The following is a 25595-nucleotide window of genomic DNA, read 5'->3' on the forward strand; positions in this document are numbered from 1 at the left end:
GTATTCCTTAGAATAAACCTGAAAGACCTGGTGGAAGCCCCATACCAGAGTTTGCAGATTTCAGTTTTTCTTCTGAAATCACTTCAGCTTGACGTGAAGCATCATTCATTGCCGCTGCAATTAAGTCTTCAATCATATCTGCATCATCTTGAAGTAGTTCAGGATTAATTTCGATACGTTTCACTACATGACGTGCAGTCATAGTAACTTTAACCAGACCACCACCTGCTTCAGCGTGAACTTCAACTTGTGCAAGCTCTTCCTTGGCTTTTTTAATGTTGCTCTCAACTTCTTTTTGCATGCGTTGAGCTTGCTGCATGAGCATATTAATGTTCATAAAAATCTCCGAACAAAACTGATGAATTCACTTTAGATAAGATCTAAACCGCGTGAAAGATCGCGAATAATATCATTAATATCTTCTAAACCAACAGATACCCGAATTAAACCTTCGCTAATCCCTGCTGCTTTTTTCGCTTCTGCTGACATTCTGCCATGAGAAGTCGTTGCAGGATGGGTAATTGTTGACTTTACATCACCCAAGTTACTTGTAATAGAAAGGAACTTGGTATTATCAATCACTGTCCAAGCGCCTTCACGTTCGCCTTTCACAACAAACGATACAACTCCGCCAAAGCCTTTTTGTTGCTTTTTCGCCAACTCATGACCTTCGTGATTTGGAAGTCCCGCATAGTACACTTTTTCAACTTTCGGGTGTGCATCTAACCATTCAGCTAAAGTTTGAGCACTTGCACAGTGGGCTTTCATACGTAAGCTTAAAGTTTCTAGGCCTTTCAGGAAGATCCATGCATTGAATGGACTCATCGAGTTACCCAGTGTACGAATAACACCTGTAATCTCTTCCATCAATTTTGCACTACCTACAACAGCACCACCGAGCGCACGACCTTGACCATCAATATATTTTGTTGATGAGTAGATCACGAGGTCCGCACCTAATTTAATCGGTTGCTGTAACACCGGTGTACAGAAAGTATTATCGACTGCAAATAATGCCCCATGCGCATGTGCAATATCAGCAATGGCTTGTAAATCCCCTACTTGAGCCAATGGGTTTGACGGTGTTTCAATAAACAAGAGGCGTGTAGTTGGGCGAATCGCTTGTTTCCAAGCATCTAAATCTTCCAAATCAACAAAAGTAACGTCAACACCAAATTTGATGACATATTTTTCAAACAGAGAAATGATCGAACCAAAGACAGCACGTGAACACACCACATGATCGCCAGCTTTCAAATATGCCAAAGTGATCGCGTGTACGCCTGCCATACCCGAACTTGTCGCAACTGCGGCTTCAGCACCATCTAAAACAGCTAAACGTTTTTCGAAAGCTTGTACAGTTGGATTGGTATAACGTGAATAGGTATTGCCTTCAATTTGACCTGAAAATTTTGCTGCGGCATCTGCTGCACTTTCACAAACAAATGATGAAGTCAGGAAAATTGGCTCGCTATGTTCACCCTCAAAAGTACGAGTATGACCTGTACGAATCGCTAAAGTCTCTAATTGGTATTCGATGTCGTCTTGTTGGCTCATCTGTATTACTCAGTCGCGAAGAACTGCCTTTGTGAAGAATTGCCAATATTTTGAGCGTCCAAGCTATTTAAGGTCAAGGTAAAATACGAAATTATCGCTTAGACTTCGACCAATCCTACAAGGACTTAGGCAATTGACAGTTATGCATCCTTTCAAACAGAAATTTCTAGCGCAGCAAAAGAAAATTAAACACCTGTCTACACGTGTGTTTAATGCAAAATCGCTGGTCCTTTCTCAATCGACACCCTATGAAGTAATTACTGAATATAAACATGCAAAAGTTCGGTATTACGCTTCGCCTGATCGTAAATACAAAGAACCCTTAGTGTTTGTTGCACCACTGGCCATCAATATGGCGATTTATGATTTGTATCCATATCGCTCATTGGTGAAACATTTTCAACACAGTGGCTTTGATGTCTATTTGCTGGAATGGGGAAAATTAAACTATCAAGATCGATTCTTAAATTTTCTATCGTTTATTGATGATGTGATTCCACATTGTATTGATCAAATTTCTCAGCATGCAGATAGTCGATACATCTCGCTACATGGTTGGAGTATGGCTGGAGTCTTTGTCACGCTGTATACCGCATTACATCAACCTGAACATGTTAAAAATCTAATGGTGATGGGCGCGCCGATAGATAGCTATGCCTCAGGTCGTATCGGAAAGTTATTTCAAAAAACCAATCGCTTGCTTTCACGTAGTAAGAATTTACAAGATACGGTCTACACCGGGAAAATCCCTAAACATTTTATCCATACACCGGGTGTGCTCAATGCGATTGGCTTTAAAATCGTCGATCCAATGGGTTGGTTCAAAAGCCAAAAACAATTTCTTTCCAACTTAGATAATCTGCATGATCTGTATGAACATGCAACCATGGGCGATTTTCTCAATCACATGATTGACTATCCTGGTGGCATTAACCAAGACATGGTATTCAATGTTTGGCTGCAAAATCCGCTTAAAAACGGCATTATTCAATTGAAAGATAAAGTTATTCAATTAAAAAATATCCACTGTTCATTGTTAATTGGCGCGGGTTCTACCGATCAAATCGTTACGGCAGATGCAGCAAGTCCTTTAGGCGAATTGACAAGTAGTCAAGATGTCACGTTTACTCTCATTCCCGGTGGTCACCTCGGCCTGATGTCGAGTCAAAAAAGTGCCAATCAATTTTGGCCAACTTTGACCCAGTGGCTTACACAAAGATCCAGTTTATTGAAATAAAAATTTAGAGGGTAAAGTAAAGATGATTCAGTCAGTTGCATTTATTGGATTGGGCGCAATGGGTTCCCGTATGGCAGCGCACCTACCAAAACAGTTCGACACGGTTTATGTCTGGAATCGAAACTTTACCAAGGCAGAGCAACATGCTGCTGAATTTGGTACGCAAGCGGTTGCTTTAGAACAAGCAGTACAAGCGGACATTATTTTTTCTTGCCTACCCATCAGCCAAGATGTTGAAAATTTAATTGCGAGTGTGACGCTGAAATCAGGCTCGATTTGGGTCGACTGTACCAGCGGTGTGCCAGAATCTGCAAAAAAACTCGCTTCAGCCTTAAAGCAACAAAACGTTTCATTCTTAGACGCCCCTGTGAGTGGACAAACCATTGGCGCTGAAACGGGAACATTAACCGTCATGATTGGTGGTGACGCAGCAGCCTTTGAACGTGCATTACCTGCGATCCAAACATTTGGCAGACTGATTAAACATGTGGGTGAACCGGGTGCGGGTTTTGCTGTTAAAGCTGTAAACAACATGTTAATGGCTGTAAATCTTTGTGCAGTTGCTGAAGGATTCACCACCTTAAAAGCGCATGGCGTGGACTTACATGAAGCACTCGATTGTATTAATGCGTCGAGCGGTAAAAGTAATGTGACTGAAACAGTTTTACCGCAGCGCGTACTGAATCGTAGCTTCCCATTAACCTTTGCACTTCCATTACTTGCAAAAGATACGGGAATTGCTGTTGATCTGGTGCGACAAGCAAAACTTTCAGCACCGGTGCTCTCTTTGACGCAAAATTTAATCCAAGCAGCAAGCGATCAAGCTGAAGAAAACAGTGATTTTTCAAGCGCTATGATTATGTATGAAAAATGGAGTAAAATTACAATTGAGTAATAACTCGCCATTGAATAACGATAAATAACCATCATATTGTACTCTAGTGTCATAACACACATTGTTACAAATGACAGAGGAAACTCGCATGAACAAATTTACCCTCGCAACTTTGCTAGGTGCTGTAACTTTAATCGGGGCTTCTACTGCTGTTTTAGCATCTGAGCAAGAATGCCAAAAGTTGAAAAATGACCATGACGTGATTTATGCATCGAAAGGTTTCTGCTTTAAAGATCCTGACGCTAAAGCGAAGTTTGGCAATGACAATTGCTACACAACTAAGCCTAAATTTTCAGAAAAAGAGCAACAACGACTTGACGCGATCAAAGATCGTCAGAAAGAATTGAACTGTAAATAATTACGATTCAATTCGCTCAAGGAATTTAGCAATGACTTATGATGATCAAAATATTTTTGCTCGGATTTTACGTGGAGAACTTCCCGCGTTTAAAGTCTATGAAGATGATCAAGTACTCGCTTTTATGGATGTCATGCCACAGGCCGAAGGTCATACGCTCGTAATTCCTAAAACCCCTGCTATTACGCTACTTGATTTAGATCCTGAAGCGGCTGCTTATACCATTCAGATTGTCCAAAAAGTTGCGAAAGCAATGGAGAAAGCCTTAGACGTGAAAGGTATCGTATTGATGCAGTTGTCTGGTGCTGCTGCGGGTCAAACTGTTCCGCATGTGCATTTCCACCTAATTCCGACTTCAGTCCATGAATTAGGTAAACATGCCGCACAAATGGGCGACATGGAAAAAATTAAAGCTATTGGCGAAAAAATCAAAGCAGCACTTTAAGTCCAATTGAGTTTAAAGTGATGATCAATGGAGCTTCGGCTCCATTTTTTTATGTTTAGAATATTGTGCCAAGTCATTTTAACTGCAAAATTTAATATTTAAAAATAACCATAAGTATTTAATAAATATCAATCTTTATAAATAAAAATACAATTTAAACCAAAAATCACCTTTCACCGTTTTGAAATATTTCCTTAATAGAACTGTCTTATTTGTAATGAATACTTAGCGCCATTAGATAGCGAAATTACTTCTAGCCAAGCTACTGATAAAACATATTGATATGACTGGAAAAGTCTTCTGGAGCTTCAAATGAAAAAAAATCTATGTGCATTAGCAATCGGGGCAACAATTCTTACACCAATGATGGCATCTGCTGCTGATGTAAAAATTTATGGCCGTGCACATGTCTCTCTTGACTATCTAGATGATGGTAAAGATTACAACGAAGTTGGTCTTTCTTCTAACGCTTCACGCTTAGGCTTCAAAGTAGATCAAAAAATTAATGATGACCTCAACGTATTCGCTCAAATTGAGCAAGAAGTAAACTTTGCAAGCGGTAGCCAAGACAGCAAAGGCGTAGATTTTTCAACACGTGACACATTCGTGGGTTTAAAAAGTTCGACTTATGGACAAGCACGTGTAGGTCGTTTTGACAGCCCGTTTAAAGTCGCACGTAGCCCTGTGAACTTCTTCGGTGACATGGTTGGTGACGTTCGTAACGTAACACGTGTAGGCAACTTAAAATTTGATGAACGTAATGAAAACACCATTGAATATAAATCGCCAAAATTTGGCGGTGGTTTCAATGTATTAGCTGCAATGTCGATGCATTCAGGTACACAAATTGACCGTGAAGCAGATGGCGAAGGCAAAGATGATAACAAAGCCTATGACCTTGCTCTAACTTATAAAGAAGGTCCTATTGATTTTGCAGCAGCTTACGAAAAGTATGATGAAAATGCAGCAAACGCAGCAGGTGGCGCAAGTCGTGATGCCTTCCGTATTGCTGGTGCATATAAGTTAACTGAAGAATTTAACTTGGGTGCTTTATACCAAATTGCGAAACACGACAACGATACAGCCAACCCAGATGCTCAAGTTTTTGGTGTAGCTGGCGAATATAAAGTAACGCCTAAAACGTCAGTACGCGGTGAATACTTCTACCGTGATGTAGATGCTGATGATGCTAATGCAAGCTTGATCGGTGTGGGTGTAGAACATAAGTTGGATAGCACTTTACGCGTATATGGCAACCTAGCAACTGTGCTTAACGACAAAAACTCTAAACTCAACCCTTGGAAAGAAGGTCGTAGCTTCGGTAACGGTATCGCAGGGATCGGTGATGAAAATGCAACTGCACTTTCTCTTGGTCTGCGTTACGACTTCTAAGCTACAATATCTCCCCAAAAAGACATACTTCGGTATGTCTTTTTTTTACTCAAATTTAATGTCTCAGAACTAAAATAAGCTAATTTCATCATTTATCAGTGGTTTATAAAAACAATTAAAAAAACTAGACACGCCTATTCAATATCATCCGTATAACGATCGTTTACTAGCACCACATCAACAACGGATTTATTTAGCTAAACTTAAAAATAATAAATACAAATCTTATTCATTCAATAAAGATTCTCATTATTAACAATATAACTTTTAGTAAATATAGTAAATTAGTCAGAATTTAAAATATAAATATAAGCGTTTTAGTCGGATTTAAAATATTTAAACACAAGTGTTTTAGTCAAGTATTTAAAATAAAAAATTAGTTTATTTTTTAACTATCAAACACAATAAGTCTTTGTATTTACTATGCTTAATAATATATTTTTATTTTAACTGTTCAACCTATTTGCTTTTTGTATATATTTGTTAATAATATAGTACAAGTTTTAAGAATAGGCTTATCTCCATGAGCTTAAAATTCAAAGATTTAAATCGTCGTGTGGTCAGAGAAATAACCGCAATACTAATAATTAAAGTGATTATTTTAATGATCATTAAGAACATCTGGTTCGACGCCCCTACTATCCCTAAAAACTTTGACAATCAAGTTGCCGAGCATATTGCTGGCAGTCCTTCCCAAATCAAGGAGACACGTTGATGATTTCTGAAAGCGTGGTCGATCTTTCGCGGTTCCAATTTGCAATGACCGCGATGTATCACTTTATTTTTGTTCCACTGACTTTAGGTCTGGCTTTTATTCTTGCCATCATGGAAACCACCTATGTGATTTCTGGCAAAGAAATTTATAAAGACATGACTAAATTCTGGGGAAAACTCTTCGGTATTAACTTCGCATTAGGTGTTACTACTGGTTTGACCATGGAGTTTCAGTTCGGTACTAACTGGGCGTATTACTCACACTATGTTGGTGATATTTTCGGTGCACCATTAGCCATTGAAGGTCTGATGGCATTCTTCCTTGAATCAACATTTATTGGTTTATTCTTCTTCGGCTGGGATCGCCTATCTAAAGTTCAGCATTTGGCTGTCACTTGGTTAGTTGCACTTGGCTCGAACATGTCCGCACTATGGATTTTAGTGGCAAATGGTTGGATGCAAAACCCTGTTGGTTCCGCGTTTAACTATGAAACTATGCGTATGGAAATGGTGGACTTCGGCGCACTGATTTTCAACCCTGTGGCTCAGGTTAAATTCGTACATACCGTATCTGCAGGTTATGTGACTGGTGCTATTTTCGTACTGGCAATTTCAAGTTACTACTTATTGAAAAAGCGTGACTTGCCATTTGCGCGTCGTTCATTCGCTATCGCTGCTATCTTTGGTTTAGCGTCTACACTTTCAGTGATCTTACTAGGTGATGAATCTGGTTATGAAATTGGTGACGTACAAAAAACTAAACTTGCTGCAATTGAAGCTGAATGGGACACTCACCCAGCTCCAGCGCCATTTACTTTGTTTGGTATTCCAAATAAAGAAACCATGTCTACTGACTACGCGATCAAAATTCCTTATGTCATGGGGATTATCGCAACACGTTCAACTGATAAAGAAGTGACAGGTATTAAAGACCTGATCGTACAACACGAAGCGCGTATTCGTAACGGTATGGTGGCTTACTCACAGTTAGAACAACTTCGTGCAGGCGATACGTCTCCTGAACTTAAAGCAGCATTTGCTGAGTCTCAAAAAGACTTGGGTTATGGTCTGCTTCTGAAAAAATACACAGACAAAGTTGTCGATGCTTCTGACGAACAAATCAAAGCTGCTGCAAAAGACACTATTCCACATGTTCCAAGCTTGTTCTGGGCATTCCGTGCAATGGTTGCTTCTGGCTTCTTAATGCTCCTTCTGTTCGTACTTGCTACCTTTGCTGTCGGTAAACGTAATGCAGAAAACAAACCTTGGTTATTAAAGTTTGCTTTGTTTGCTCTACCTTTACCTTGGATTGCTGCACAAACAGGTTGGTATGTTGCCGAAGTTGGTCGTCAACCTTGGACTATCGGTGAAGTTCTACCTACACATCTTTCAGCTTCTAGCTTAAGTACAGGTGATGTATGGGGTTCTATCCTTGCATTAGCAGCGTTCTACACTGTACTGCTGATCATTGAAATGTACTTAATGATTAAATTCTCACGCCTTGGCCCAAGTTCTCTACATACTGGTAAATACCACTTCGAGAAACTTGAAGCTGCAAAAAAGGCAAATGAGGAGGCTCAAGCATGATCGAATATGAATTACTCAAAATCATTTGGTGGGTCTTAGTCGGTGTCCTACTGATCGGCTTCGCCCTCACCGATGGCTTCGATATGGGCTCAATGGCGATCATGCCATTCGTAGGTAAAAAAGACGAAGAACGTCGTGCGGCAATCAATACGATTGCCCCACACTGGGACGGTAACCAAGTTTGGTTTATTACTGCCGGTGGTGCACTTTTTGCAGCATGGCCAATGGTATATGCAACTGCATTCTCAGGCATGTACTGGGCACTGTTACTGGTACTCTTCGCCCTCTTCTTACGTCCAGTCGGTTTTGACTACCGTTCTAAACTCGAAAATACCAAGTGGCGTAATTCTTGGGACTGGGGTTTAGCAATTGGTGGTGCCGTTCCTGCCCTCGTATTTGGTGTTGCATTTGGTAATATGTTCCTTGGTGTTCCATTCACTATGGACGAAACTGTTCGCTCAACTTATACAGGTAGCTTCTTTGCACTGCTTAACCCATTTGCTTTAGTTTGCGGTATCGTGAGTTTATCTATGCTTTGCGCACACGGTGGTGCATGGCTTATGCTTCGTACAGACGGCGACCTACGTGCACGCTCTGCAAAAGCGACTCAGCTTATGGGTATCGTATTCTTGGTTTGCTTCTTACTGGCTGGCGCATGGTTATACTTCGGTAATATCCAAGGCTACACATTAGCTCAACCGTTTGACACGAATGGCGTTGCTAACCCTTTAGCTAAAGAAGTGATCACCAATGCCAATCCAGGTTGGATGAACAATTATAGTATTTATCCTATTACTATGATTGCGCCAATCATGGCAATTTTAGGTGCTTTGATCATCATCCTTGCCGCAGGTAAAGGTAAAGCAGGTTTTAGCTTCCTTGGTTCAAGCTTGGCAGTCATTGGCGCAATCTTAACTGCTGGTTTTGCATTGTTCCCTTTCCTTATGCCATCGAGCATCAACCCAACTGTAAGTTTGACTATGTGGGATGCGGTATCAAGTAAAAACACCCTGACTGTGATGACAGTTGCCGCGTGTATTTTTGTCCCAATTATCCTGTGCTACACAACTTGGTGTTACTACAAGATGTGGGGTGTGGTCACAAACAAACATATTGAAGAGAATTCACACAGCCTATACTAAGGCTGTGTCTAAGGAGAAAAGACGATGTGGTATTTTGCTTGGATTCTCGGTATTTTGATGGCATGTTTTGCAGGTGTACTTAGTGCGCTTTACATCGAACATCATCAAGATCTAGATGAGGAATAACAAATGACTGATGCTGCTGTAGAAAAATCACTTGTAGAAAAGAAGCCAAATAAATTTGCAATGGTCATTTCCTGCCTGTTAGCTTTTCCTTTGGCAGCCGTGTTACTTGTACATCCTGCTGCCATGCTGGATGACAATGGTGGATATAGCCATCGAGCGCTGATGTTCATCATGATAGGTATTTCAGGTGGTTTTGTGCATGGTGTGGGTTTTACACCACACCATTGGTTCTGGAAATGGCTTTTTAGCCCCTTCCTCGCTTGGCCACTAATGTTGTGGGGCTATTACACGTGGTTCCTACATTAATTAATATCTAAATAAAGCCCTCAATTGAGGGCTTTTTTTATGTTTGCCTTAAAGCGCTGATTTTTCAATGCAGATTAATAAAACAAAATATTATAAATTTTTATTAAAAATTAAACATTTTCTAACATTTGATTATACATATTAGCGCCCGCAAAGTTGCATCGCCGCTGCATGGCCTTTAGCATGCTCTGCACCTGAATTGGAGTTATATAATGAAAACTAAAACCTTTTTAGCTGCAGCATGCATTATTGCCAGTACTTACGCATCTGCAGAAGAAGCAAAAAAAGGATGGCTGTCAAAAGCTATTGATAAATGGAATACCTTGGGGCAGCTGACAGATAAGGATTTTGAACAGTATCCGACGGTGCAGGAATTTTTCCAAGCCAAGTATAAAAATCCGCGCACCATCACCATGAATAACGTATCTTACGGTGCAGGCACCATTATGTGGGAACGCGCAAACACCTATTGTGCGCGTGACGGCGGTGAATTTGTACAAATTAAAAGCCATCCATCACCGCTGATTCCTTATAAAGGCTCTGAGGTGCTGTCTACACCGAATCTGCAAAAATACTACGGCTTATTCCAGTGCAAAAATATCAAAAACAGCTGGAAAGTTTACTTTGACCATCAGAACGAGCGTATTTTCCAGCATCCGTCTCCAAACACGGCTTCTGACGTCAGCTTCAATTTCGAATAATCGTTATCTATAGAAAAAATCAAAATATGCAAAAAACATTATTGTTTCTTGCCGCAGCAGCCGGGCTATCCGGCTGCCAAGTCACAGGGGAACGCGGCAGCCTCTATCAAAATGTGCTAGGCGGCTTCGGGCCTAAAACCCAGCATATCCAGCTCAATCCAGAACTGAACAGTTTTTCCCTGACAGTACCGCTCTCGGCTTATAATGAATTGGATTTAAACAAAGGGCTGATCAGCAATGCCCCGTTCTTTAACCAGTTAAAACAAGACCGTTACTGGAGTGTGCATCATATTTATGACGCGCAATTCCGGCGCCTGGCGCAAGACCGGGTTAAAATAAAAGTCTGCAATACGGTCAGCGCTGATCACCGCCGCAGCGCCAACGACTCCAGTTCCTGCGCAGATATACAGATGCGCGTCGCATACGACAGGCTGAGTGATGGCGTACGCATGACCTTCAAGCCTATTACGGCCGATATCAGCACAGAAGACTTCGGCTTCTTTATCAAAAACGCAGCGCCGGAATTATTTAAAAATGCCGAGCAGCTGAACACTGCAACCCTGATTAAAACCTTCGGCTATGAAGATGCGCTGACAGTCAGCAGCAAACGCACGATTTCCAGCCTCAGCAATGTGCTAGTAAAAAATGGCTATACCGTTACTACTCAGGATATTGCCAATGAAAAAATTTACTTAAGCTCATTTGAGCTTAAATCGGCTGACGCGAAGGTCTTTTCCATCTTGAACTGCCGCACCGCTGCCGCCAAAAACGGTTCCAGCACCAGCTGCAAATATGCCCTGTTCAGCCCCTATGCCATCAGCGACTATCGAATTTACAACAAAGAAATAGCCAGAAAAATCAATCAGTTATTCAACTAAACCCAAAGCCGGCATGAAGCCGGCTGTTTTTATCCGCTTAGCCGGCGCCTGCCCAGATACTGACAGATTATACTTGCGGGCGCTTATGAGCGCTGGCCGGCCAGTCCGCCATAGCTTAAACAACTACAACCAAGGCATTCGACCTGCCAATCATCTGCACAGAAACATTGATTTACGGCCTGACGGACTGCTCAATACATTCTGCTACAGCATTTTCCCGTACGTCCAGCGCATAAAAAAAGCCGGACATTGGTCCGGCTTGATTATTCCGTTTACATTAATGCTTAGCGATGCGTATGAATCGACATCACAATTCCCATTCCTGCGAGCATCGCAATTACGGCTGTACCACCATAACTCATCAACGGTAGTGGATCACCTGTTACCGGTAAAATCCCACTGACCATACCCGAGTTTAAAAATACAAAAAAGAAGAAAGTTAATCCTATCGCTCCTGCATAAAGTCGTCCAAAATTATGGAAGCAATTTAGTCCAATAATCAAACAGCGAACAATAATTGCTGTAAACAAACTAAATAAAAGGAAAACACCAATAAAGCCAAATTCTTCTGCATAGGTCGACATAATAAAGTCAGTATGATGCTCTGGCAGATAACCCAAATGCGACTGTGTCCCTTCGGTATACCCCTTACCCATTAAACCACCTGAGCCAATGGCAATTTTAGACTGAATAATATTCCAACCTGCACCAAGCGCGTCAGATTCAGGGTCAAATAACGTCAGTACACGTTTTTTCTGATATTCCTGCAAAAAGAACATCCAGAGTACAGGTGCTGCAATCGCAAAGGCGGTTAAAGCAGCTGCAATTAAACGCCAAGACATTCCACTTAAAAATAAAACAAAAATACCTGGAATAATCAAACCAATATTCAAGTCGGGCTGTAAAGCGACCAATGCAAATGGAATCAATAATAAAATTAATGCCCCGACGATTTGTAAAAATTTCGGTGGAAAAGGTTTTCGCGCAAAATACCACGCCATCATGAGTGGCATGGCAAATTTCATAAACTCACTCGGCTGCATACTGCCGATACCCGGCAAGCTAATCCAGCGTTTCGCCCCCATCCTTTTTTCACCAATGACCAAAACCAACAACAGTAAAAATATACCGATGGCATATAAGTACGGACTCATAGATTGGTAAACTTTGGGTGGAATTTGCGCGCAGATCAGCATCACAATAAAGCCCACACCAAAACTTGTGGCTTGGCGTAGTACCATTCCCGAATCTTCCGCGGTCGCACTATAGACAACCATCAGCCCCAATATTGCATTGAGTACCAAGAAGCAAAGTAACCACGGGTCTAAATGAAGTTTAGCCCATCGAGAAGAATCGTGTTTTATACTGCGGCCATCGCGTAATGACTGACGTAAAAAACGATACTGTTGAGAAGGGATCATTGCGAAACAGATCTAAAAAGGATGCGGGAATTATAGATTAAAGCGACAGTAAAAATCACTGTCCCTTAAATATTCCTTGAAATAATCATCTATTAACTTGAGACGCTAAAATTAAACGTGCCAATTCCAAGTCATCTGGATAGGTAATTTTAATATTGTCCGAACGACCTTGGACGACATTGACATGCTCACCGATAAATTCTAAAGCACTAGCCTCATCTGTGATGGTCGCACCAGCGGCAAGCGCTTGTTCAATGGCATTTTTCAGCACACCCAATTTGGCAATTTGTGGTGTCTGCGCTTGCCATAAAGTTGAACGATCTACCGTTGTTGATATAAGTGGCGCCGCTTCAACTCGCTTTAAAGTATCGCGCACTGGAATGGCGAGAATCGCACTTTGCTCAGAATTTACTGCCGATTGAACTAAATTTTCTAAACTCAACTGCAAGACACATGGTCGTGCTGCATCATGAACAAATACCCAATCATCATCATTGGCAATCTTAGATAGATATTGCAGTGCATTGAGTACAGAATGCACACGCTCTGCACCGCCTAGACAAAAATGAGCCTTCTCTTGATTAGTGAGTGCCAAGGTCTGCGCAACATTATCTTGCTCGCCTATAGCCAATACATAACCCATCAACGGCAATTGGTTGAGACGTGCAACTGTGTGTTCAAGCACAGTTAGACCCGCAATGTTTTGATATTGTTTTAGTTCAGTTTTAGAAAATCGACTTCCTGAACCAGCAGCAGGAATAATAGCCCACAATTTAAGGTTCGGGTGGAAGTTCGGCTGGTTCTGACTCATTGGTACGTAGGTCTACTTTTGCGTTTGGATCAATATAAATTGGTTTGTACTGAGTACTGATCGTACTCATCTGCACGAAAGTTTCATGCGGTTTAATTAAACCTAAATCAAGACGAGCATGCTCTTCAATAGCTTCAACGCCATTTTTTAAATCGTATACTTCAGCGGCAAGCACGCGATTTCGTTCTTTTAATTCGTCATTGAGTTCGACTTGTTGTTGTATTTTCTGACTCAGTTGTTGATGTTGATGATAACCACCTTCACCGAACCAGTATAAATATTGAAACCCTGCGATCAAAAAGATCGCAAGGCCCAACAATGCTTTACTCGCTTTGGAGTCAAATACATTTAACATAGATAGCATGATCTGCTTAGTTCAAACCTTTGAACTCAGCTTTACCGCGATATGCTGCATTAGTCAATTCTTCAATACGAAGTAATTGGTTATATTTCGCTACACGGTCAGAACGGCAAAGTGAACCAGTTTTGATTTGACCCGCTGCTGTACCCACTGCAAGATCCGCAATAGTTGAATCTTCAGTTTCACCAGAACGGTGTGAAATTACTGTAGTGTAACCATTTGCTTTTGCAAGGTAGATTGCATCTAGAGTTTCAGTCAACGTACCGATTTGGTTGTACTTGATCAGAATCGAGTTACCCACTTTTTCATTGATACCACGTTGAAGAATTTTAGGATTCGTAACGAATAGGTCATCACCAACCAATTGGATTTTGTCGCCAAGGATTGAAGTGAGGTAAGACCAACCTTCCCAATCAGACTCGTCCAAACCATCTTCAATTGAGATGATTGGGTATTGTTTTGCAAAACCAGCAAGGTAGTCAGCAAATTGGTTGCTTGTGAATGCTTTATTGCCTTCACCTGCAAGGATGTATTGACCATCTTTGTAGAATTCTGAAGATGCACAGTCAAGCGCAAGCATAATATCAGAACCTGCTTTGTAGCCAGTTTTTTCAATTGCTTCAAGAATTACTGTAATTGCTTCTTCGTTAGAACGAAGGTTCGGTGCAAAACCGCCTTCATCACCAACAGCAGTATTTAAACCTTGTTTCTTTAAAACTGATTTTAAAGAATGGAAAATTTCAGCACCAGCGCGTAAAGCTTCAGAGAATGAAGTGAAGCCAACTGGCTCAATCATAAATTCTTGAATGTCTACGTTATTGTCTGCATGTGAACCACCATTTAGGATGTTCATCATTGGAACAGGCATAGTCAAAATGCTGTTATTACGAAGGTCTGCAATGTATTGAAAAAGTGGAATTTTCTTTTCGTCAGCAGCAGCGCGTGCAGCAGCTAGCGATACCGCTAAAGTTGCGTTCGCACCTAATTTTTCTTTGTTTTCAGTACCGTCAAGCGCGATCATTGTGTTATCAATGTCTTTTTGTTCGAATACTGATTTACCCAACAATGCATCACGAATTACTGTGTTAACGTTGTTAACCGCAGTTTTAACGCCTTTACCTAAGTAACGAGCTTTGTCGCCGTCACGAAGTTCTAAAGCTTCACGAGAACCAGTTGAAGCACCAGATGGTGCACATGCACGGCCTACAACGCCAGAGGCTAAGATTACGTCTGCTTCGATGGTAGGGTTACCACGAGAGTCCAAAATTTCACGTGCACGAATGTCAACGATTTGGCTCATGAACAATTCCTCAGTTGATTAATAAAAATGATGCGTCAAAAGTGACGCATCAATGTGTATCGAATTAGTGTGTGTCTAACTTTGCGAAACCTTTAACTAAGGTATCGAGCTCTTTTAACTGTGCCAAGAAAGGTTCCAACTGTGACATGCGTAGCGCACATGGACCGTCACATTTGGCATTTTCTGGATCTGGATGAGCTTCTAAGAACAAACCTGCTAAACCAGTCGCCATACCTGCACGTGCCAGTGTCGTGATTTGTGCACGACGACCACCTGCAGAATCCGCACGACCACCCGGCGTTTGAAGCGCATGCGTAACATCAAAGAACACAGGGACATTCATTTCTTTCATGATGTCAAAGCCCAACATGTCTACAACTAAATTATTGTAACCAAATGCTGAACCACGTTCACAAAGAATCAGTTTGTCATTCCCTGCTTCCAAACACTTATGCAAAATATGACGCATTTCGTGTGGTGCGAGGAACTGTGCTTTTTTAATGTTGATGATGGCATCAGTTTTCGCCATCGCTTCAACAAGGTCAGTTTGACGGCTTAAAAATGCAGGAAGCTGGATAATATCCGCAACTTCAGCAACAGGCGCAGCTTGATATGGTTCATGTACGTCAGTAATAATTGGCACATTAAAGTGTTTTTTTATGTCAGCTAACCACTCGATTCCTTTTTCCAGGCCTGGGCCACGGAAAGAGTTCAAGCTTGAACGATTGGCTTTATCAAAACTTGCTTTAAACACATACGGAATATGCAAGCGTTTGCAGATATCAACATAGGTTTCAGCAATTTCAAAAGCAAGGTCTTTTGACTCAAGTACGTTCATGCCGCCGAATAGTACAAATGGCAAATGATTTGCCATTTGTATATCGCCTAAACGTACAATTTCCTGTGGTTTTAATTGTGACATTTAAACTCTTCCTGGTTTAGTCAAAAACACATTATTTCGCTTTTTGGTACTGCTTTTTAGCAGCATCAATAAAGCCTGCGAATAATGGGTGTCCATCACGTGGTGAACTTGTAAATTCCGGATGGAATTGTACAGCAATAAACCAAGGATGTTCAGGAATTTCAACAGTTTCAACAAGACGCTGTACTGGAGAATAACCTGAAATCTTCATGCCTTTTTCTTCAAGCATTGGGATATAACGGTTGTTCATTTCATAACGGTGACGATGACGTTCAACGATCTCTTCAGAACCGTAAACTTGTGCAGTTTTTGTACCTGCAACCAATTCAGATTTTTGAGCACCCAGACGCATTGTGCCGCCTAAGTCAGAATCTGCATTACGTTGTTGAACTTCACCGCGCTCATCTAACCATTCAGTGATTAAACCAATCAATGGTGATTTTGTAGAACGGTTAAATTCAGTTGAAGTTGCATCGCTAATACCCGCAACGTTGCGTGCATATTCGATCACAGCCAACTGCATACCTAAACAGATACCAAGGAATGGCACACCGTTTTCACGTGCAAAACGAATCGCTTTCATTTTGCCTTCTGTACCACGTTCACCGAAACCACCCGGCACTAAGATTGCATCCGCGTCTTTTAATACGTCGTTTACATCTTGGCTTTCAAGTTCTTCTGCATTGACGTAGTCAATTTGAACTTTCACACGGTTTTGAATACCCGCATGTAAAAGTGCTTCGTTTACAGATTTGTATGCATCTGGAAGTTCAACGTATTTACCAACCATCGCTACACGAACAGTGTATTCAGGGTTCAGTAATGCATCTACAACGTTATCCCAGTCTGTAAGGTCAGCTTCTGGAAGATCGTTATAACCAAAACGTTCACAGATTAAATCATCAACGTTTTGCTCATAGAAAGTACGTGGAATTTGGTAAATTGAGCGCGCATCTTTACATACCACAACTGCACGTGCTTCAACGTTCGTAAATAACGCGATTTTACGTGTAGTGTCAGCATCAACATCATGCTCTGTACGGCAGATCAGAATGTCTGGTTGAATACCAATCGACAAAAGCTCTTTTACAGAGTGTTGAGTTGGTTTAGTTTTTAATTCAGCAGCTGACTTAATGTATGGGAGTAAAGTTAAGTGCATTAACATTGTGCGCTTATGACCTAGTTCGACCATAAGTTGACGTACAGATTCCATGAATGGGAGAGATTCAATGTCACCTACTGTACCGCCAATCTCAACGATCGCAACGTCATAGCCTTCACCTGCGCGAAGAACACGTTCTTTAATATTGTCAGTAATATGTGGAATAACTTGAACTGTACCACCGAGGTAGTCACCACGACGTTCTTTATTCAAGACATCTTGGTACACTCGTCCTGAAGTAAAGTTGTTCAGTTTGGTCATTTTCGCACGACGCAAGAAACGTTCGTAATAACCCAAGTCTAAGTCAGTTTCAGCACCATCCTCTGTGACAAAAACTTCACCGTGTTGGAATGGACTCATAGTCCCTGGATCGACATTAATGTATGGATCCATTTTTACCATGGTTACTTTTAAACCACGGGCTTCTAAAAGCGCAGCCACTGATGCGGCTGAAATACCTTTACCTAGTGATGATACAACACCACCAGTAACGAAAATAAAATGGGTCATTAAGTTTCTCGTACAATGGAGCCTAAATTGGCCTACAATGTTGTGCGATTTTACTTTACTCTGTACCAAGAAAGCAAAGTCATTCCGCATCAATTCATAGAACAATTAACAATTGGCTATTGTAACAGCAATTATCATAAAAATTTAGAGTAAGTTCTTATCATTTCTATATTCTTATTTGCTGTTATAATGCATTTATCCAATCCACACTTTTTTGTTTTGTGTAATTATGAATAAGAAACTTTTAATCTGCGGTGCAATCGCAACAGGTCTACTTCTTACAGCATGTGTAAAAAAAGAAGCACCAAAAGAAGAAGAACAGGAACAGGTTGAAGTTGCAGCATCTGAACCAACAGCATCTGTACCTACACAATTAGAACCAGTTGAAGAACAACCAGTTGTTGAAGAAACGACTCAACAGCAAGTTGAAGTGATTCGTGAAGAAACACCGAATACAACAACTGAAATTCGTCGTGAACCTACTCCTCCTGCAGAAGCTCCAGCTCCAAAAGCAGAAGCACCTAAAGCTGCAGAAAAACCTGCACAAGCTGCTCAACCTAAACAAAACTCAGGTTCTGCACAGTCTGAAGATGACGCCGTAGCTGCTGCCATTGCTGCTGCAACACCAGCCTTAGAGAACTAAGATCGAAGTTTTATCAAACAAATGATCAAAAAAACCCGGCAAAAGTCGGGTTTTTTATTGTTTCTATGTAAATAAAAATCTGTACCCGACGATGCACTGTTTTTTCTCACAACTATTCTTGTAATTTTTCAGCTAAATATTCAATAAATAAACGAACACGTTTCGGTAAATGCTCTTGTTGATAATAGACAGCATGAATAAGCTGTTCATGCGGTTCAATTTGATCGTCTAAAAATTGTACCAATCGCCCTTCTGCAATATCTTTTTCTAACATAAAAATCGAAAGACAAGCGATGCCCATCCCATGAATCGCAAGCTCCCGTAGTGTTTCACCATTTGATGCCTTGATGTTGGGTCGGATCGTCAGGGGCTTCCCTGCGACTTGGAACGGCCAAGTATTCATATGGGTAATTTGACTAAATCCAAGTAAAGCATGTGCTGTTAGCTCATCAGCATTTTGCGGTCGTCCATGCTGCTGAAGATATTCAGGACTCGCCACCAAACACAATCGACTCTTATAGATGAGTTTTGCATGCAAACTTGAATCGTTTAATTTTCCAAAGCGAATTGCGACATCCGCTTTATGCTCTAATAAGTCAATCACTTGATCATGATTCACCAATTCAATCTGTATATGTGGATAACGTGCATTAAATTCTGGAATCAAGGGAACGATCATATGCAGAATAAACGAAATCGCAGAATCGACTCGCACTAACCCCGAAGTATCTGCATCTAATTTCAGCAGAGAATCTTCCGCTTCGCTCAAATCATTCAATATCCGCCGTGTTTTAGCTAAAAACAATTGCCCCTCTTGCGTCAGCTTAATTTTGCGGGTTGTTCGTTCTAACAGGGTTACATTTAATTTAGATTCCAGACGCTGTAATGCGCGGCTGACACCCGATGCTGTCTGATCCAGTCTTTCTGCTGCTTTGATAATAGAGCCACTATCTACAATAACAGTAAAAGCCTGCAGCTCCTCAATGGTCGATTTCATTGCATATTCGAATTCGTGATTTTTAATCAATAATATATTCCAAACTCATGCATTTTTCTTCATTAAAATTAGCAGCACAATAGCATCAATTCAAAAAAGAGAATTCCTGATGATTGTTCCCCAATTTGGTGTCGGTACCTTCCGTTTGGCAGGTGAAACTGTCATTCATTCAGTTAAAACAGCCTTAGAGGTAGGATATCGTGCTGTAGACACCGCACAAATTTACGCTAATGAAGCAGAAGTAGGCCAAGCACTCCATGAAAGTCAGGTCAATCGAGCTGATATTTTCTTAACCACGAAAATTTGGACTGAAAATTATGCTGCCGACAAACTAATACCCAGTCTAAAAGACAGTTTAATTAAATTGAGGACTGATGCAGTTAACCTCACACTTATTCATTGGCCAGCACCTGCTCTAGGAGTCGATATTCCTGAATTAATGGGACATTTACTTGAAGCAAAAAAACAAGGTTTGACTGAACATATTGGTGTATCTAATTTTAATATTGAGCTCACTCAACAAGCCATTGATCACATCGGGCTAGAAAATATTGCAACCAATCAAATTGAACTTAGTCCATATTTGCAAAATCAAAAATTGGTCAATTATCTGCAAACGAACAATATAGATGTCACATCCTATATGACCTTGGCTTATGGCAAAGTTTTGCAAGACCCAACCCTGTTAAATATTGCGGCCGAACACCAAGTCACTTCGGCCCAAATTGCACTCGCATGGGCACTGCAAAAAGGTTATGCCGTGATTCCATCATCAACCAAACGTGAACATTTAATCAGTAATTTAAAAGCTCAAGAGATTCATTTAACACCAGAACAGATGCAGGCCATTACCACACTAGACAGAAATGCGCGTGAAGTGAACCCACCTGAACTTGCTCCAGTGTGGGATATTTAATATGAAATTCAATTTTCCATTAATTGCATTAGCCGTAGGTGCTTTTGCAATTGGCACAACAGAATTTTCACCGATGGGTTTTTTGCCTGAAATCGCAGCAGATTTATCGGTATCTATTCCTCAAGCGGGCTTACTGATTAGTGCCTATGCCGTTGGCGTCATGATTGGTGCCCCATTGATGACCTTATGGTTAGCACGTTTTCCAAAACGTACATCACTCATGTTATTAATGACAATTTTCACCCTTGGCAATCTGCTTGCCACAGTTGCGCCAGATTATTTAGGTTTAATGGCTGCGCGTTTAGTGACGAGTTTGAACCACGGCGCCTTTTTTGGCTTAGGCTCTGTCGTCGCAGCAAGTGTTGTTCCAAAAGATAAACAAGCCAGTGCCGTTGCTATGATGTTTATGGGCTTGACCATTGCCAATATTGGCGGCGTGCCACTCGCAACATGGGTGGGGCAAAATATCGGTTGGCGTATGTCTTTTGCGGCCATCACCTTACTTGGCATCATCACCATGTTGGCATTATGGAAAGCACTGCCCCATCAGCAACAGACCGAAAAACCGGATGTACGAGCAGAGTTAAAAGTATTAACACGCATGCCTGTTGTTTTAGCACTGCTCACCACGGTCATGAGTGCTGGAGCTATGTTCTCGCTCTATACCTATATCGCACCAAGCTTAAAAGTCTTTACTCATGCAAGCCCCGAACTTATCACTTTCATGTTGGTCTTAATCGGGATCGGATTTTCAATTGGTAACCATTTCGGTGGTAAGTTCGCCGATCAATCCTTAGATAAAACCTTGATTGGCTTTTTAGTCTTACTCATGCTGATGATGCTGTTATTTCCAATTTTAGCAACAACCACCATTGGCGCGGCGATTGCATTAATCATCTGGGGAGCAGCAGCCTTTGCCGTTGTACCACCTTTACAAATGCGTGTTATGACAGTCGCTCACGATGCCCCTGGCCTTGCTTCTTCTGTGAATATTGGTGCATTTAATCTTGGAAATGCATTGGGTGCAGTCACAGGTGCCGCAGTGCTAAATCTTAACCTAAGCTATGCTGCAGTGTCTTATGCAGGCGCTACACTGAGCGCTATAGCGTTGATTTTAGTATTGATTCAAATGAAGCTTAAACCTCAAACATCTGCATGTTGCGCACAAGCTGAGTAATTTCACAAAAAATAGCCTATTAAAAATAGGCTATTTTTTAATTCGCATATAACTTTAAAAAATCTGCCATCAATTTGGTTGCCCATGAATGGGTTTCCACTAGACCTTCATAATAACCACAGTGACTGCCTTTTTTAGTGGTCACCACCACTACATTCGGCAAAGAACGGATTAATTCTTTATAGGGTTCAAAGTTTTGAATGTGGCAAATAGGATCGTCTTCGGCATTTAAAATCATCAAAGGAATTTTAAGATTTTCAAATACATAAACTGGATTGGTAGATTTTGCATAACTTTCATAATCGGCAAAACCCGCCATTTGGAAATAAGCACGCTCAAACTGCGCCAAATTTTTACTTTTTAGTACTTCTATTAAAGATGATGTTGTTGACCATGTTGCAGAATAGGGTTCTACAAATTTCTGAAAGAGCTTTTTCGTCATCATTTTACTGTAAAAAGGATGAACATTTTTAAAGCCAAGCTCGGTGTCATAGCCCGGACATAACGCAAAAGCCGCTTTAAATGGTGTTTCCTCCCCTTGTTCGCCTAAATAGCGGACCAATAACCCCGTTCCTGCAGATGAACCGACGCCATACAAACTCGATGCGGGAAATTTCTGCTGAATAAAGGCAATCTGTTCACGCAGGTCATCGGTTGAACCAAATAAGTTTATTTTGGCAACAGGCATAGGTAAATTGGCATGACCACGTCTTAAACACAGTGCAATGCGCCAACCTGTATATAGATGAAGATCCCGAACCACTTCTCGCATACTTTCAGGCGTTCCCGTAATCGTATGCATGAGCACCACAGTTGGCACAGCCGCAGGTAAATCTAAACCTAACCATGCAATGGCTGTGATTCCACCATCAGCCATGGTTAGCTGCTCTATGGCGTCGTATTTGAGCTTTACTTGCTGCTTTTTAATGACATCAAAATACAGTAAATGTGCATGGGTATTCGACAGCCAAGGCGTAGGACGATATTTTTCATGTAGTTGCTTTAACTTCGGCAGCACATGTTGCATTTGCCCTTCAGGATGATAATAAAGCTGTGGTAATTCTGCACCGATGGCATGATCTACAAAATTTAAAAGAGCCTGACGCCCTTTATGAATCACATTATTCATTGACCTTACCTTCACCTCGCTTCGCACCACAGCAAATTATTCCAATCTTTTCACTTTGACTAACAATGCCCATTAAAAAAAACGTATCTACAAAACCATATCTCGCTAGCAATATTTGTTTGCTTAAGCCTCAAAAGCAAAAAGCATGACAATATCCATCATGCTTTTTATCATTCTGTGATGAGCATTTAAAATCAGCAGATTTAAGGCTGATATTGCATAATGCGCTCACCCATTTTTGCAGCCAATGCTTCTAAGCCACTTTTTGGACGAAGCATGACTTCAAAATCAATCATCTGACCTTGTTCATTAAACTGAATCATGTCGATCCCTTTTAACTTTTTCTCGCCAACATTGGCAGAAAACTCAAGAACTACGTTCAAGCCATCTTCTGTGTAGAACTCACGGTGATAGGTAAAATTTTCAAAAATTTGAATCACATTGGTCAAAATAAAAGTTACTACAGGCTTACCTGGATATGGGTTAAACGCGACAGGTGAACGAAACACCACATCTTCTGCCAAGAGTTCATTTAAAATATTCATATCCCGTGTGTTAAGCATTTCGTGCCAACGTGCAACAGATTTTTTTGTTGTTTCAATAGTCATGTTTATGTCCTTTTTTTTGATGAATCATTTCCCTTTCCTCGAACTCCTCTCCCAAATGGAGAGGAAGCACGACAACTGCATATTAAATTGAATGAAGTTGTCGTGGTTTAGTATGAGGCTGATTAAATCACCGCAGCCAAATCTGCACCTTGACGAATGGCACGTTTAGCATCCAACTCACCGGCTTCTTTCGCACCTCCAATCAAATGCACATTTTTGCCATCTGCTTGTAGCTGTTCATACATCGCGGTATAGGATTCCTGACCTGCACAAATCACCACATGATCAACATCTAAAATACGTGATTGACCATCAACGGTAATATGCAAACCTTGATCATCAATTTTGTCGTAGCTTGCACCCGCAATCATTTTCACATCGCGGTGTTTCAAACCTGTACGGTGAATCCAACCCGTGGTTTTACCTAAGCCAGCACCAACCGATTTAGCCTTACGTTGCAATAAATACACTTCACGCGGCGATTCTTCGACGTCTGGATGTTTCAAGCCACCGACTTGCGCATAAGTGGTATCAATACCCCATTCATCATAAAATTTCTCAGGATTGAGGCTACCGCTTTCACCTTCATGCGTTAAATATTCAGCCGTATCGAAACCAATACCGCCTGCACCAATGATCGCTACACGTTTGCCCACAGGTTGACGTTCACGTAAAACCTGTAAATAACTCAATACTTTTGGATGATCAATACCATCTATATCTAACTGACGCGGCGTTACACCCGTCGCCACCACGATGTCATCAAAATCAGACTGAGCTAATTCTTCATACGTTGCCGTATGGTTCAGTACCAATTTAATCTGAGGCAATAGTTCTATTTTGCGTTTGAAATAACGCAGCGTTTCATAAAACTCTTCTTTACCAGGAATCGTTTTCGCGATATTGAACTGCCCACCAATTTGGCTCGATGCTTCAAAAATAGTTATGTTATGACCACGCTCTGCAGCATAAGTTGCAAAGCTTAAACCCGCAGGTCCCGCACCAATCACAGCAATATTTTTCACCTGTGCAGATTCTTTAAAAATCAGTTCAGTTTCATAGCAAGCTTGAGGGTTAACCAAACATGTTGCAATTTTCATCGAAAAAATATGATCTAGGCAGGCTTGGTTACAACCAATACAGGTATTAATTTCATCACTACGACCTTGTTCTGCTTTTTCCACAAAACGTGGGTCAGCCAGCATTGGACGTGCCATGGACACCATATCTGCATCACCCGAAGCAAGTACGTGCTCAGCCATTTCAGGGGTATTGATACGGTTTGAGGTGATTAAAGGAACATTCACTATACCTTTTAATTTCTTGGTCACCCATGTAAATGCAGCACGTGGCACTTTGGTTGCAATGGTCGGAATACGTGCTTCGTGCCAACCAATACCGGTATTGATAATGGTTGCACCAGCTTTTTCAATGGCTTTTGCAAGTTGTACTACTTCTTCGAAAGTCGAACCACCTTCAACCAAATCCAACATAGAAAGACGGTAAATAATAATAAAATTTTCACCGACTAATTCACGCGTACGACGCACGATCTCGATTGGAAAACGAATCCGGTTTTCATAACTGCCGCCCCATTCATCATCACGGTGGTTGGTACGTGCAGCAATAAACTCATTAATTAAATAACCTTCCGACCCCATGACCTCTACACCGTCATAACCCGCTGTCTGTGCTAACTGAGCACATCGAGCAAAGTCATTGATCGTGCGTTCGACGTCTGCTGTGCTTAAAGCTTGCGGTTTTACTGGGTTAATTGGTGCTTGAATAGATGAAGGTGCAACATTATTGGACTGATACGAATAACGGCCTGTATGCAAAATCTGCATCGCAATTTTACCGCCAGCATCATGTACCGCCTGCGTAATCACTTTATGTTTTTCTGCTTCTTCTAAAGAGTCTAATTTTGAACCACCAGCAAATGTCACACCATCATCATTGGGAGAAATACCACCAGTTACAATCAGACCTACACCACCTTTCGCACGTTCTGCATAAAAAGCTGCGATGCGTTCATAGCCACCCGGTGCTTCTTCAAGGCCGATATGCATAGAACCCATCAATACACGGTTCTTTAGCGTTGTAAAACCTAAATCTAGTGGTGCCAATAAATTTGGATAATTTGACATTTTTTCTCCTTAGCGTGCTGAAAAGCTGGCTATTTTTATCTTCGCTTGTATACGAGCTTTCTATTTCCATCTACGCATACAATATTTTTGCAACTTGTTGCACTAATTTATATGCGAGATTTGATTTTTATGCAACATGTTGCATAATAAAAA

Annotated in this window: 27 protein-coding genes; 15 read left to right on the forward strand and 12 right to left on the reverse strand. The window is 41.1% G+C overall.

Annotation, left to right across the window (positions count from 1 at the left end):
* Positions 1-7: 7 nt before the first annotated feature.
* Together FTT85_RS02610 and FTT85_RS02615 are read right to left on the reverse strand one after the other, a co-directional pair.
* Entirely contained in the window at positions 8-337 is a 330-nt protein-coding gene (locus FTT85_RS02610) for a YbaB/EbfC family nucleoid-associated protein (RefSeq protein ID WP_078188506.1), read from the reverse strand.
* Between the two features lie 32 nt (positions 338-369).
* Positions 370-1557 carry an O-succinylhomoserine sulfhydrylase gene (locus FTT85_RS02615; RefSeq protein WP_180182776.1) on the reverse strand — a complete coding sequence of 396 codons (1188 nt, stop codon included), beginning with the start codon at positions 1555-1557 and terminating at the stop codon, positions 370-372.
* 142 nt (positions 1558-1699) lie between these two features.
* Between FTT85_RS02615 and FTT85_RS02620 the strand changes: the two genes are divergently transcribed.
* From FTT85_RS02620 to FTT85_RS02675, 12 genes are all read left to right on the forward strand, one after another.
* Positions 1700-2794 (forward strand): alpha/beta fold hydrolase, encoded by a 1095-nt coding sequence (locus tag FTT85_RS02620; protein WP_180005092.1) that lies wholly within the window; start codon positions 1700-1702, stop codon positions 2792-2794.
* Positions 2795-2816: 22 nt separating this feature from the next.
* A complete protein-coding gene (locus FTT85_RS02625; protein WP_180005093.1) occupies positions 2817-3689 on the forward strand; it encodes an NAD(P)-dependent oxidoreductase in 873 nt (290 codons plus the stop codon).
* Positions 3690-3777: 88 nt separating this feature from the next.
* Positions 3778-4047, forward strand: coding sequence for a YARHG domain-containing protein (locus FTT85_RS02630; protein ID WP_078188510.1), 270 nt, complete (start codon positions 3778-3780; stop codon positions 4045-4047).
* A gap of 31 nt (positions 4048-4078) precedes the next feature.
* Positions 4079-4492, forward strand: a complete 414-nt coding sequence (locus FTT85_RS02635; RefSeq protein ID WP_180005095.1) for an HIT family protein — start codon at positions 4079-4081, stop codon at positions 4490-4492.
* A 312-nt stretch (positions 4493-4804) separates the two neighbouring features.
* Entirely contained in the window at positions 4805-5884 is a 1080-nt protein-coding gene (locus FTT85_RS02640; RefSeq protein ID WP_180182777.1) for a porin, read from the forward strand.
* Between the two features lie 523 nt (positions 5885-6407).
* Positions 6408-6599, forward strand: coding sequence for a cytochrome oxidase putative small subunit CydP (gene cydP / locus FTT85_RS02645; RefSeq protein ID WP_078188513.1), 192 nt, complete (start codon positions 6408-6410; stop codon positions 6597-6599).
* On the forward strand, positions 6599-8185 hold the full coding sequence (locus FTT85_RS02650; protein ID WP_078188514.1) for a cytochrome ubiquinol oxidase subunit I: 1587 nt from the start codon (positions 6599-6601) through the stop codon (positions 8183-8185). The genes cydP and FTT85_RS02650 overlap by 1 nt, the downstream gene beginning before the upstream one ends.
* Complete coding sequence (cydB, locus tag FTT85_RS02655; RefSeq protein WP_078193913.1) at positions 8182-9327, forward strand: cytochrome d ubiquinol oxidase subunit II; 1146 nt, start codon at positions 8182-8184, stop codon at positions 9325-9327. Before FTT85_RS02650 ends, cydB begins: the two co-directional genes overlap by 4 nt.
* Before the next feature lie 24 nt (positions 9328-9351).
* Positions 9352-9453, forward strand: a complete 102-nt coding sequence (cydX, locus tag FTT85_RS02660; RefSeq protein ID WP_002120988.1) for a cytochrome bd-I oxidase subunit CydX — start codon at positions 9352-9354, stop codon at positions 9451-9453.
* Positions 9454-9456: 3 nt separating this feature from the next.
* Positions 9457-9759, forward strand: coding sequence for a cyd operon YbgE family protein (locus tag FTT85_RS02665; RefSeq protein ID WP_078188516.1), 303 nt, complete (start codon positions 9457-9459; stop codon positions 9757-9759).
* Between the two features lie 212 nt (positions 9760-9971).
* Positions 9972-10460 (forward strand): hypothetical protein, encoded by a 489-nt coding sequence (locus tag FTT85_RS02670; protein ID WP_180022130.1) that lies wholly within the window; start codon positions 9972-9974, stop codon positions 10458-10460.
* 26 nt (positions 10461-10486) lie between these two features.
* A complete protein-coding gene (locus tag FTT85_RS02675) occupies positions 10487-11338 on the forward strand; it encodes a hypothetical protein (RefSeq protein WP_180022129.1) in 852 nt (283 codons plus the stop codon).
* Positions 11339-11622: 284 nt separating this feature from the next.
* Here the strand turns inward: FTT85_RS02675 and rodA are convergent, their stop codons facing one another.
* The 6 genes from rodA to FTT85_RS02705 all read right to left on the reverse strand — a co-directional run bounded on the left by rodA (position 11623) and on the right by FTT85_RS02705 (position 17825).
* Positions 11623-12759, reverse strand: coding sequence for a rod shape-determining protein RodA (rodA, locus tag FTT85_RS02680; RefSeq protein WP_111884954.1), 1137 nt, complete (start codon positions 12757-12759; stop codon positions 11623-11625).
* Positions 12760-12844: 85 nt separating this feature from the next.
* Positions 12845-13570, reverse strand: a complete 726-nt coding sequence (gene ispD, locus FTT85_RS02685; RefSeq protein ID WP_180182778.1) for a 2-C-methyl-D-erythritol 4-phosphate cytidylyltransferase — start codon at positions 13568-13570, stop codon at positions 12845-12847.
* Entirely contained in the window at positions 13533-13925 is a 393-nt protein-coding gene (locus tag FTT85_RS02690; RefSeq protein ID WP_078188520.1) for a septum formation initiator family protein, read from the reverse strand. The genes ispD and FTT85_RS02690 overlap by 38 nt, the downstream gene beginning before the upstream one ends.
* Positions 13926-13941: 16 nt before the next feature.
* The gene (gene eno, locus FTT85_RS02695; RefSeq protein WP_078188521.1) at positions 13942-15231 is read right to left on the reverse strand and encodes a phosphopyruvate hydratase; all 1290 of its coding nucleotides are present in this window, start codon (positions 15229-15231) and stop codon (positions 13942-13944) included.
* Between the two features lie 64 nt (positions 15232-15295).
* Complete coding sequence (gene kdsA / locus FTT85_RS02700) at positions 15296-16153, reverse strand: 3-deoxy-8-phosphooctulonate synthase (protein ID WP_180182779.1); 858 nt, start codon at positions 16151-16153, stop codon at positions 15296-15298.
* A 31-nt stretch (positions 16154-16184) separates the two neighbouring features.
* Positions 16185-17825 (reverse strand): CTP synthase, encoded by a 1641-nt coding sequence (locus tag FTT85_RS02705; protein ID WP_180145865.1) that lies wholly within the window; start codon positions 17823-17825, stop codon positions 16185-16187.
* Positions 17826-18054: 229 nt separating this feature from the next.
* Here FTT85_RS02705 and FTT85_RS02710 point away from each other — a divergent pair, with 229 nt between their 5' ends.
* Complete coding sequence (locus tag FTT85_RS02710; protein ID WP_180041001.1) at positions 18055-18468, forward strand: internalin; 414 nt, start codon at positions 18055-18057, stop codon at positions 18466-18468.
* A gap of 112 nt (positions 18469-18580) precedes the next feature.
* On the opposite strand, the gene FTT85_RS02715 is transcribed toward FTT85_RS02710, so the two are convergent.
* Positions 18581-19465 (reverse strand): LysR family transcriptional regulator, encoded by an 885-nt coding sequence (locus tag FTT85_RS02715; protein WP_180005111.1) that lies wholly within the window; start codon positions 19463-19465, stop codon positions 18581-18583.
* Between the two features lie 109 nt (positions 19466-19574).
* Here FTT85_RS02715 and dkgB point away from each other — a divergent pair, with 109 nt between their 5' ends.
* A complete protein-coding gene (gene dkgB, locus FTT85_RS02720) occupies positions 19575-20381 on the forward strand; it encodes a 2,5-didehydrogluconate reductase DkgB (RefSeq protein ID WP_218954473.1) in 807 nt (268 codons plus the stop codon).
* Between the two features lies 1 nt (position 20382).
* Positions 20383-21558, forward strand: coding sequence for an MFS transporter (locus FTT85_RS02725; protein WP_180182780.1), 1176 nt, complete (start codon positions 20383-20385; stop codon positions 21556-21558).
* Positions 21559-21595: 37 nt separating this feature from the next.
* Here the strand turns inward: FTT85_RS02725 and FTT85_RS02730 are convergent, their stop codons facing one another.
* The 3 genes from FTT85_RS02730 to FTT85_RS02740 form a co-directional block, all read right to left on the reverse strand.
* Complete coding sequence (locus tag FTT85_RS02730; RefSeq protein ID WP_180182781.1) at positions 21596-22687, reverse strand: YheT family hydrolase; 1092 nt, start codon at positions 22685-22687, stop codon at positions 21596-21598.
* Positions 22688-22890: 203 nt separating this feature from the next.
* Positions 22891-23295 carry a nuclear transport factor 2 family protein gene (locus FTT85_RS02735; RefSeq protein WP_180026266.1) on the reverse strand — a complete coding sequence of 135 codons (405 nt, stop codon included), beginning with the start codon at positions 23293-23295 and terminating at the stop codon, positions 22891-22893.
* Between the two features lie 122 nt (positions 23296-23417).
* The gene (locus FTT85_RS02740) at positions 23418-25442 is read right to left on the reverse strand and encodes an NADPH-dependent 2,4-dienoyl-CoA reductase (RefSeq protein WP_180182782.1); all 2025 of its coding nucleotides are present in this window, start codon (positions 25440-25442) and stop codon (positions 23418-23420) included.
* Positions 25443-25595: the final 153 nt, after the last annotated feature.

The organism is Acinetobacter sp. YH01020 (assembly GCF_013420275.1).
GTDB lineage: Bacteria > Pseudomonadota > Gammaproteobacteria > Pseudomonadales > Moraxellaceae > Acinetobacter > Acinetobacter amyesii.

What these genes read in the sequence shown, in the direction of transcription:
- cydP (WP_078188513.1), top strand. Translation starts at nt 6,408, where the DNA reads ATGAGCTTAAAATTCAAAGATTTAAATCGTCGTGTGGTCAGAGAAATA.
- FTT85_RS02715 (WP_180005111.1), bottom strand. Translation starts at nt 19,465, where the DNA reads ATGAAATCGACCATTGAGGAGCTGCAGGCTTTTACTGTTATTGTAGAT.
- FTT85_RS02670 (WP_180022130.1), top strand. Translation starts at nt 9,972, where the DNA reads ATGAAAACTAAAACCTTTTTAGCTGCAGCATGCATTATTGCCAGTACT.
- FTT85_RS02630 (WP_078188510.1), top strand. Translation starts at nt 3,778, where the DNA reads ATGAACAAATTTACCCTCGCAACTTTGCTAGGTGCTGTAACTTTAATC.
- FTT85_RS02640 (WP_180182777.1), top strand. Translation starts at nt 4,805, where the DNA reads ATGAAAAAAAATCTATGTGCATTAGCAATCGGGGCAACAATTCTTACA.
- FTT85_RS02610 (WP_078188506.1), bottom strand. Translation starts at nt 337, where the DNA reads ATGAACATTAATATGCTCATGCAGCAAGCTCAACGCATGCAAAAAGAA.
- FTT85_RS02705 (WP_180145865.1), bottom strand. Translation starts at nt 17,825, where the DNA reads ATGACCCATTTTATTTTCGTTACTGGTGGTGTTGTATCATCACTAGGT.
- FTT85_RS02665 (WP_078188516.1), top strand. Translation starts at nt 9,457, where the DNA reads ATGACTGATGCTGCTGTAGAAAAATCACTTGTAGAAAAGAAGCCAAAT.
- FTT85_RS02730 (WP_180182781.1), bottom strand. Translation starts at nt 22,687, where the DNA reads ATGAATAATGTGATTCATAAAGGGCGTCAGGCTCTTTTAAATTTTGTA.
- FTT85_RS02725 (WP_180182780.1), top strand. Translation starts at nt 20,383, where the DNA reads ATGAAATTCAATTTTCCATTAATTGCATTAGCCGTAGGTGCTTTTGCA.
- FTT85_RS02615 (WP_180182776.1), bottom strand. Translation starts at nt 1,557, where the DNA reads ATGAGCCAACAAGACGACATCGAATACCAATTAGAGACTTTAGCGATT.
- eno (WP_078188521.1), bottom strand. Translation starts at nt 15,231, where the DNA reads ATGAGCCAAATCGTTGACATTCGTGCACGTGAAATTTTGGACTCTCGT.
- FTT85_RS02675 (WP_180022129.1), top strand. Translation starts at nt 10,487, where the DNA reads ATGCAAAAAACATTATTGTTTCTTGCCGCAGCAGCCGGGCTATCCGGC.
- FTT85_RS02710 (WP_180041001.1), top strand. Translation starts at nt 18,055, where the DNA reads ATGAATAAGAAACTTTTAATCTGCGGTGCAATCGCAACAGGTCTACTT.
- FTT85_RS02690 (WP_078188520.1), bottom strand. Translation starts at nt 13,925, where the DNA reads ATGTTAAATGTATTTGACTCCAAAGCGAGTAAAGCATTGTTGGGCCTT.
- cydB (WP_078193913.1), top strand. Translation starts at nt 8,182, where the DNA reads ATGATCGAATATGAATTACTCAAAATCATTTGGTGGGTCTTAGTCGGT.
- FTT85_RS02625 (WP_180005093.1), top strand. Translation starts at nt 2,817, where the DNA reads ATGATTCAGTCAGTTGCATTTATTGGATTGGGCGCAATGGGTTCCCGT.
- FTT85_RS02620 (WP_180005092.1), top strand. Translation starts at nt 1,700, where the DNA reads ATGCATCCTTTCAAACAGAAATTTCTAGCGCAGCAAAAGAAAATTAAA.
- rodA (WP_111884954.1), bottom strand. Translation starts at nt 12,759, where the DNA reads ATGATCCCTTCTCAACAGTATCGTTTTTTACGTCAGTCATTACGCGAT.
- FTT85_RS02740 (WP_180182782.1), bottom strand. Translation starts at nt 25,442, where the DNA reads ATGTCAAATTATCCAAATTTATTGGCACCACTAGATTTAGGTTTTACA.
- cydX (WP_002120988.1), top strand. Translation starts at nt 9,352, where the DNA reads ATGTGGTATTTTGCTTGGATTCTCGGTATTTTGATGGCATGTTTTGCA.
- FTT85_RS02635 (WP_180005095.1), top strand. Translation starts at nt 4,079, where the DNA reads ATGACTTATGATGATCAAAATATTTTTGCTCGGATTTTACGTGGAGAA.
- ispD (WP_180182778.1), bottom strand. Translation starts at nt 13,570, where the DNA reads ATGAGTCAGAACCAGCCGAACTTCCACCCGAACCTTAAATTGTGGGCT.
- kdsA (WP_180182779.1), bottom strand. Translation starts at nt 16,153, where the DNA reads ATGTCACAATTAAAACCACAGGAAATTGTACGTTTAGGCGATATACAA.
- FTT85_RS02650 (WP_078188514.1), top strand. Translation starts at nt 6,599, where the DNA reads ATGATTTCTGAAAGCGTGGTCGATCTTTCGCGGTTCCAATTTGCAATG.
- FTT85_RS02735 (WP_180026266.1), bottom strand. Translation starts at nt 23,295, where the DNA reads ATGACTATTGAAACAACAAAAAAATCTGTTGCACGTTGGCACGAAATG.
- dkgB (WP_218954473.1), top strand. Translation starts at nt 19,575, where the DNA reads ATGATTGTTCCCCAATTTGGTGTCGGTACCTTCCGTTTGGCAGGTGAA.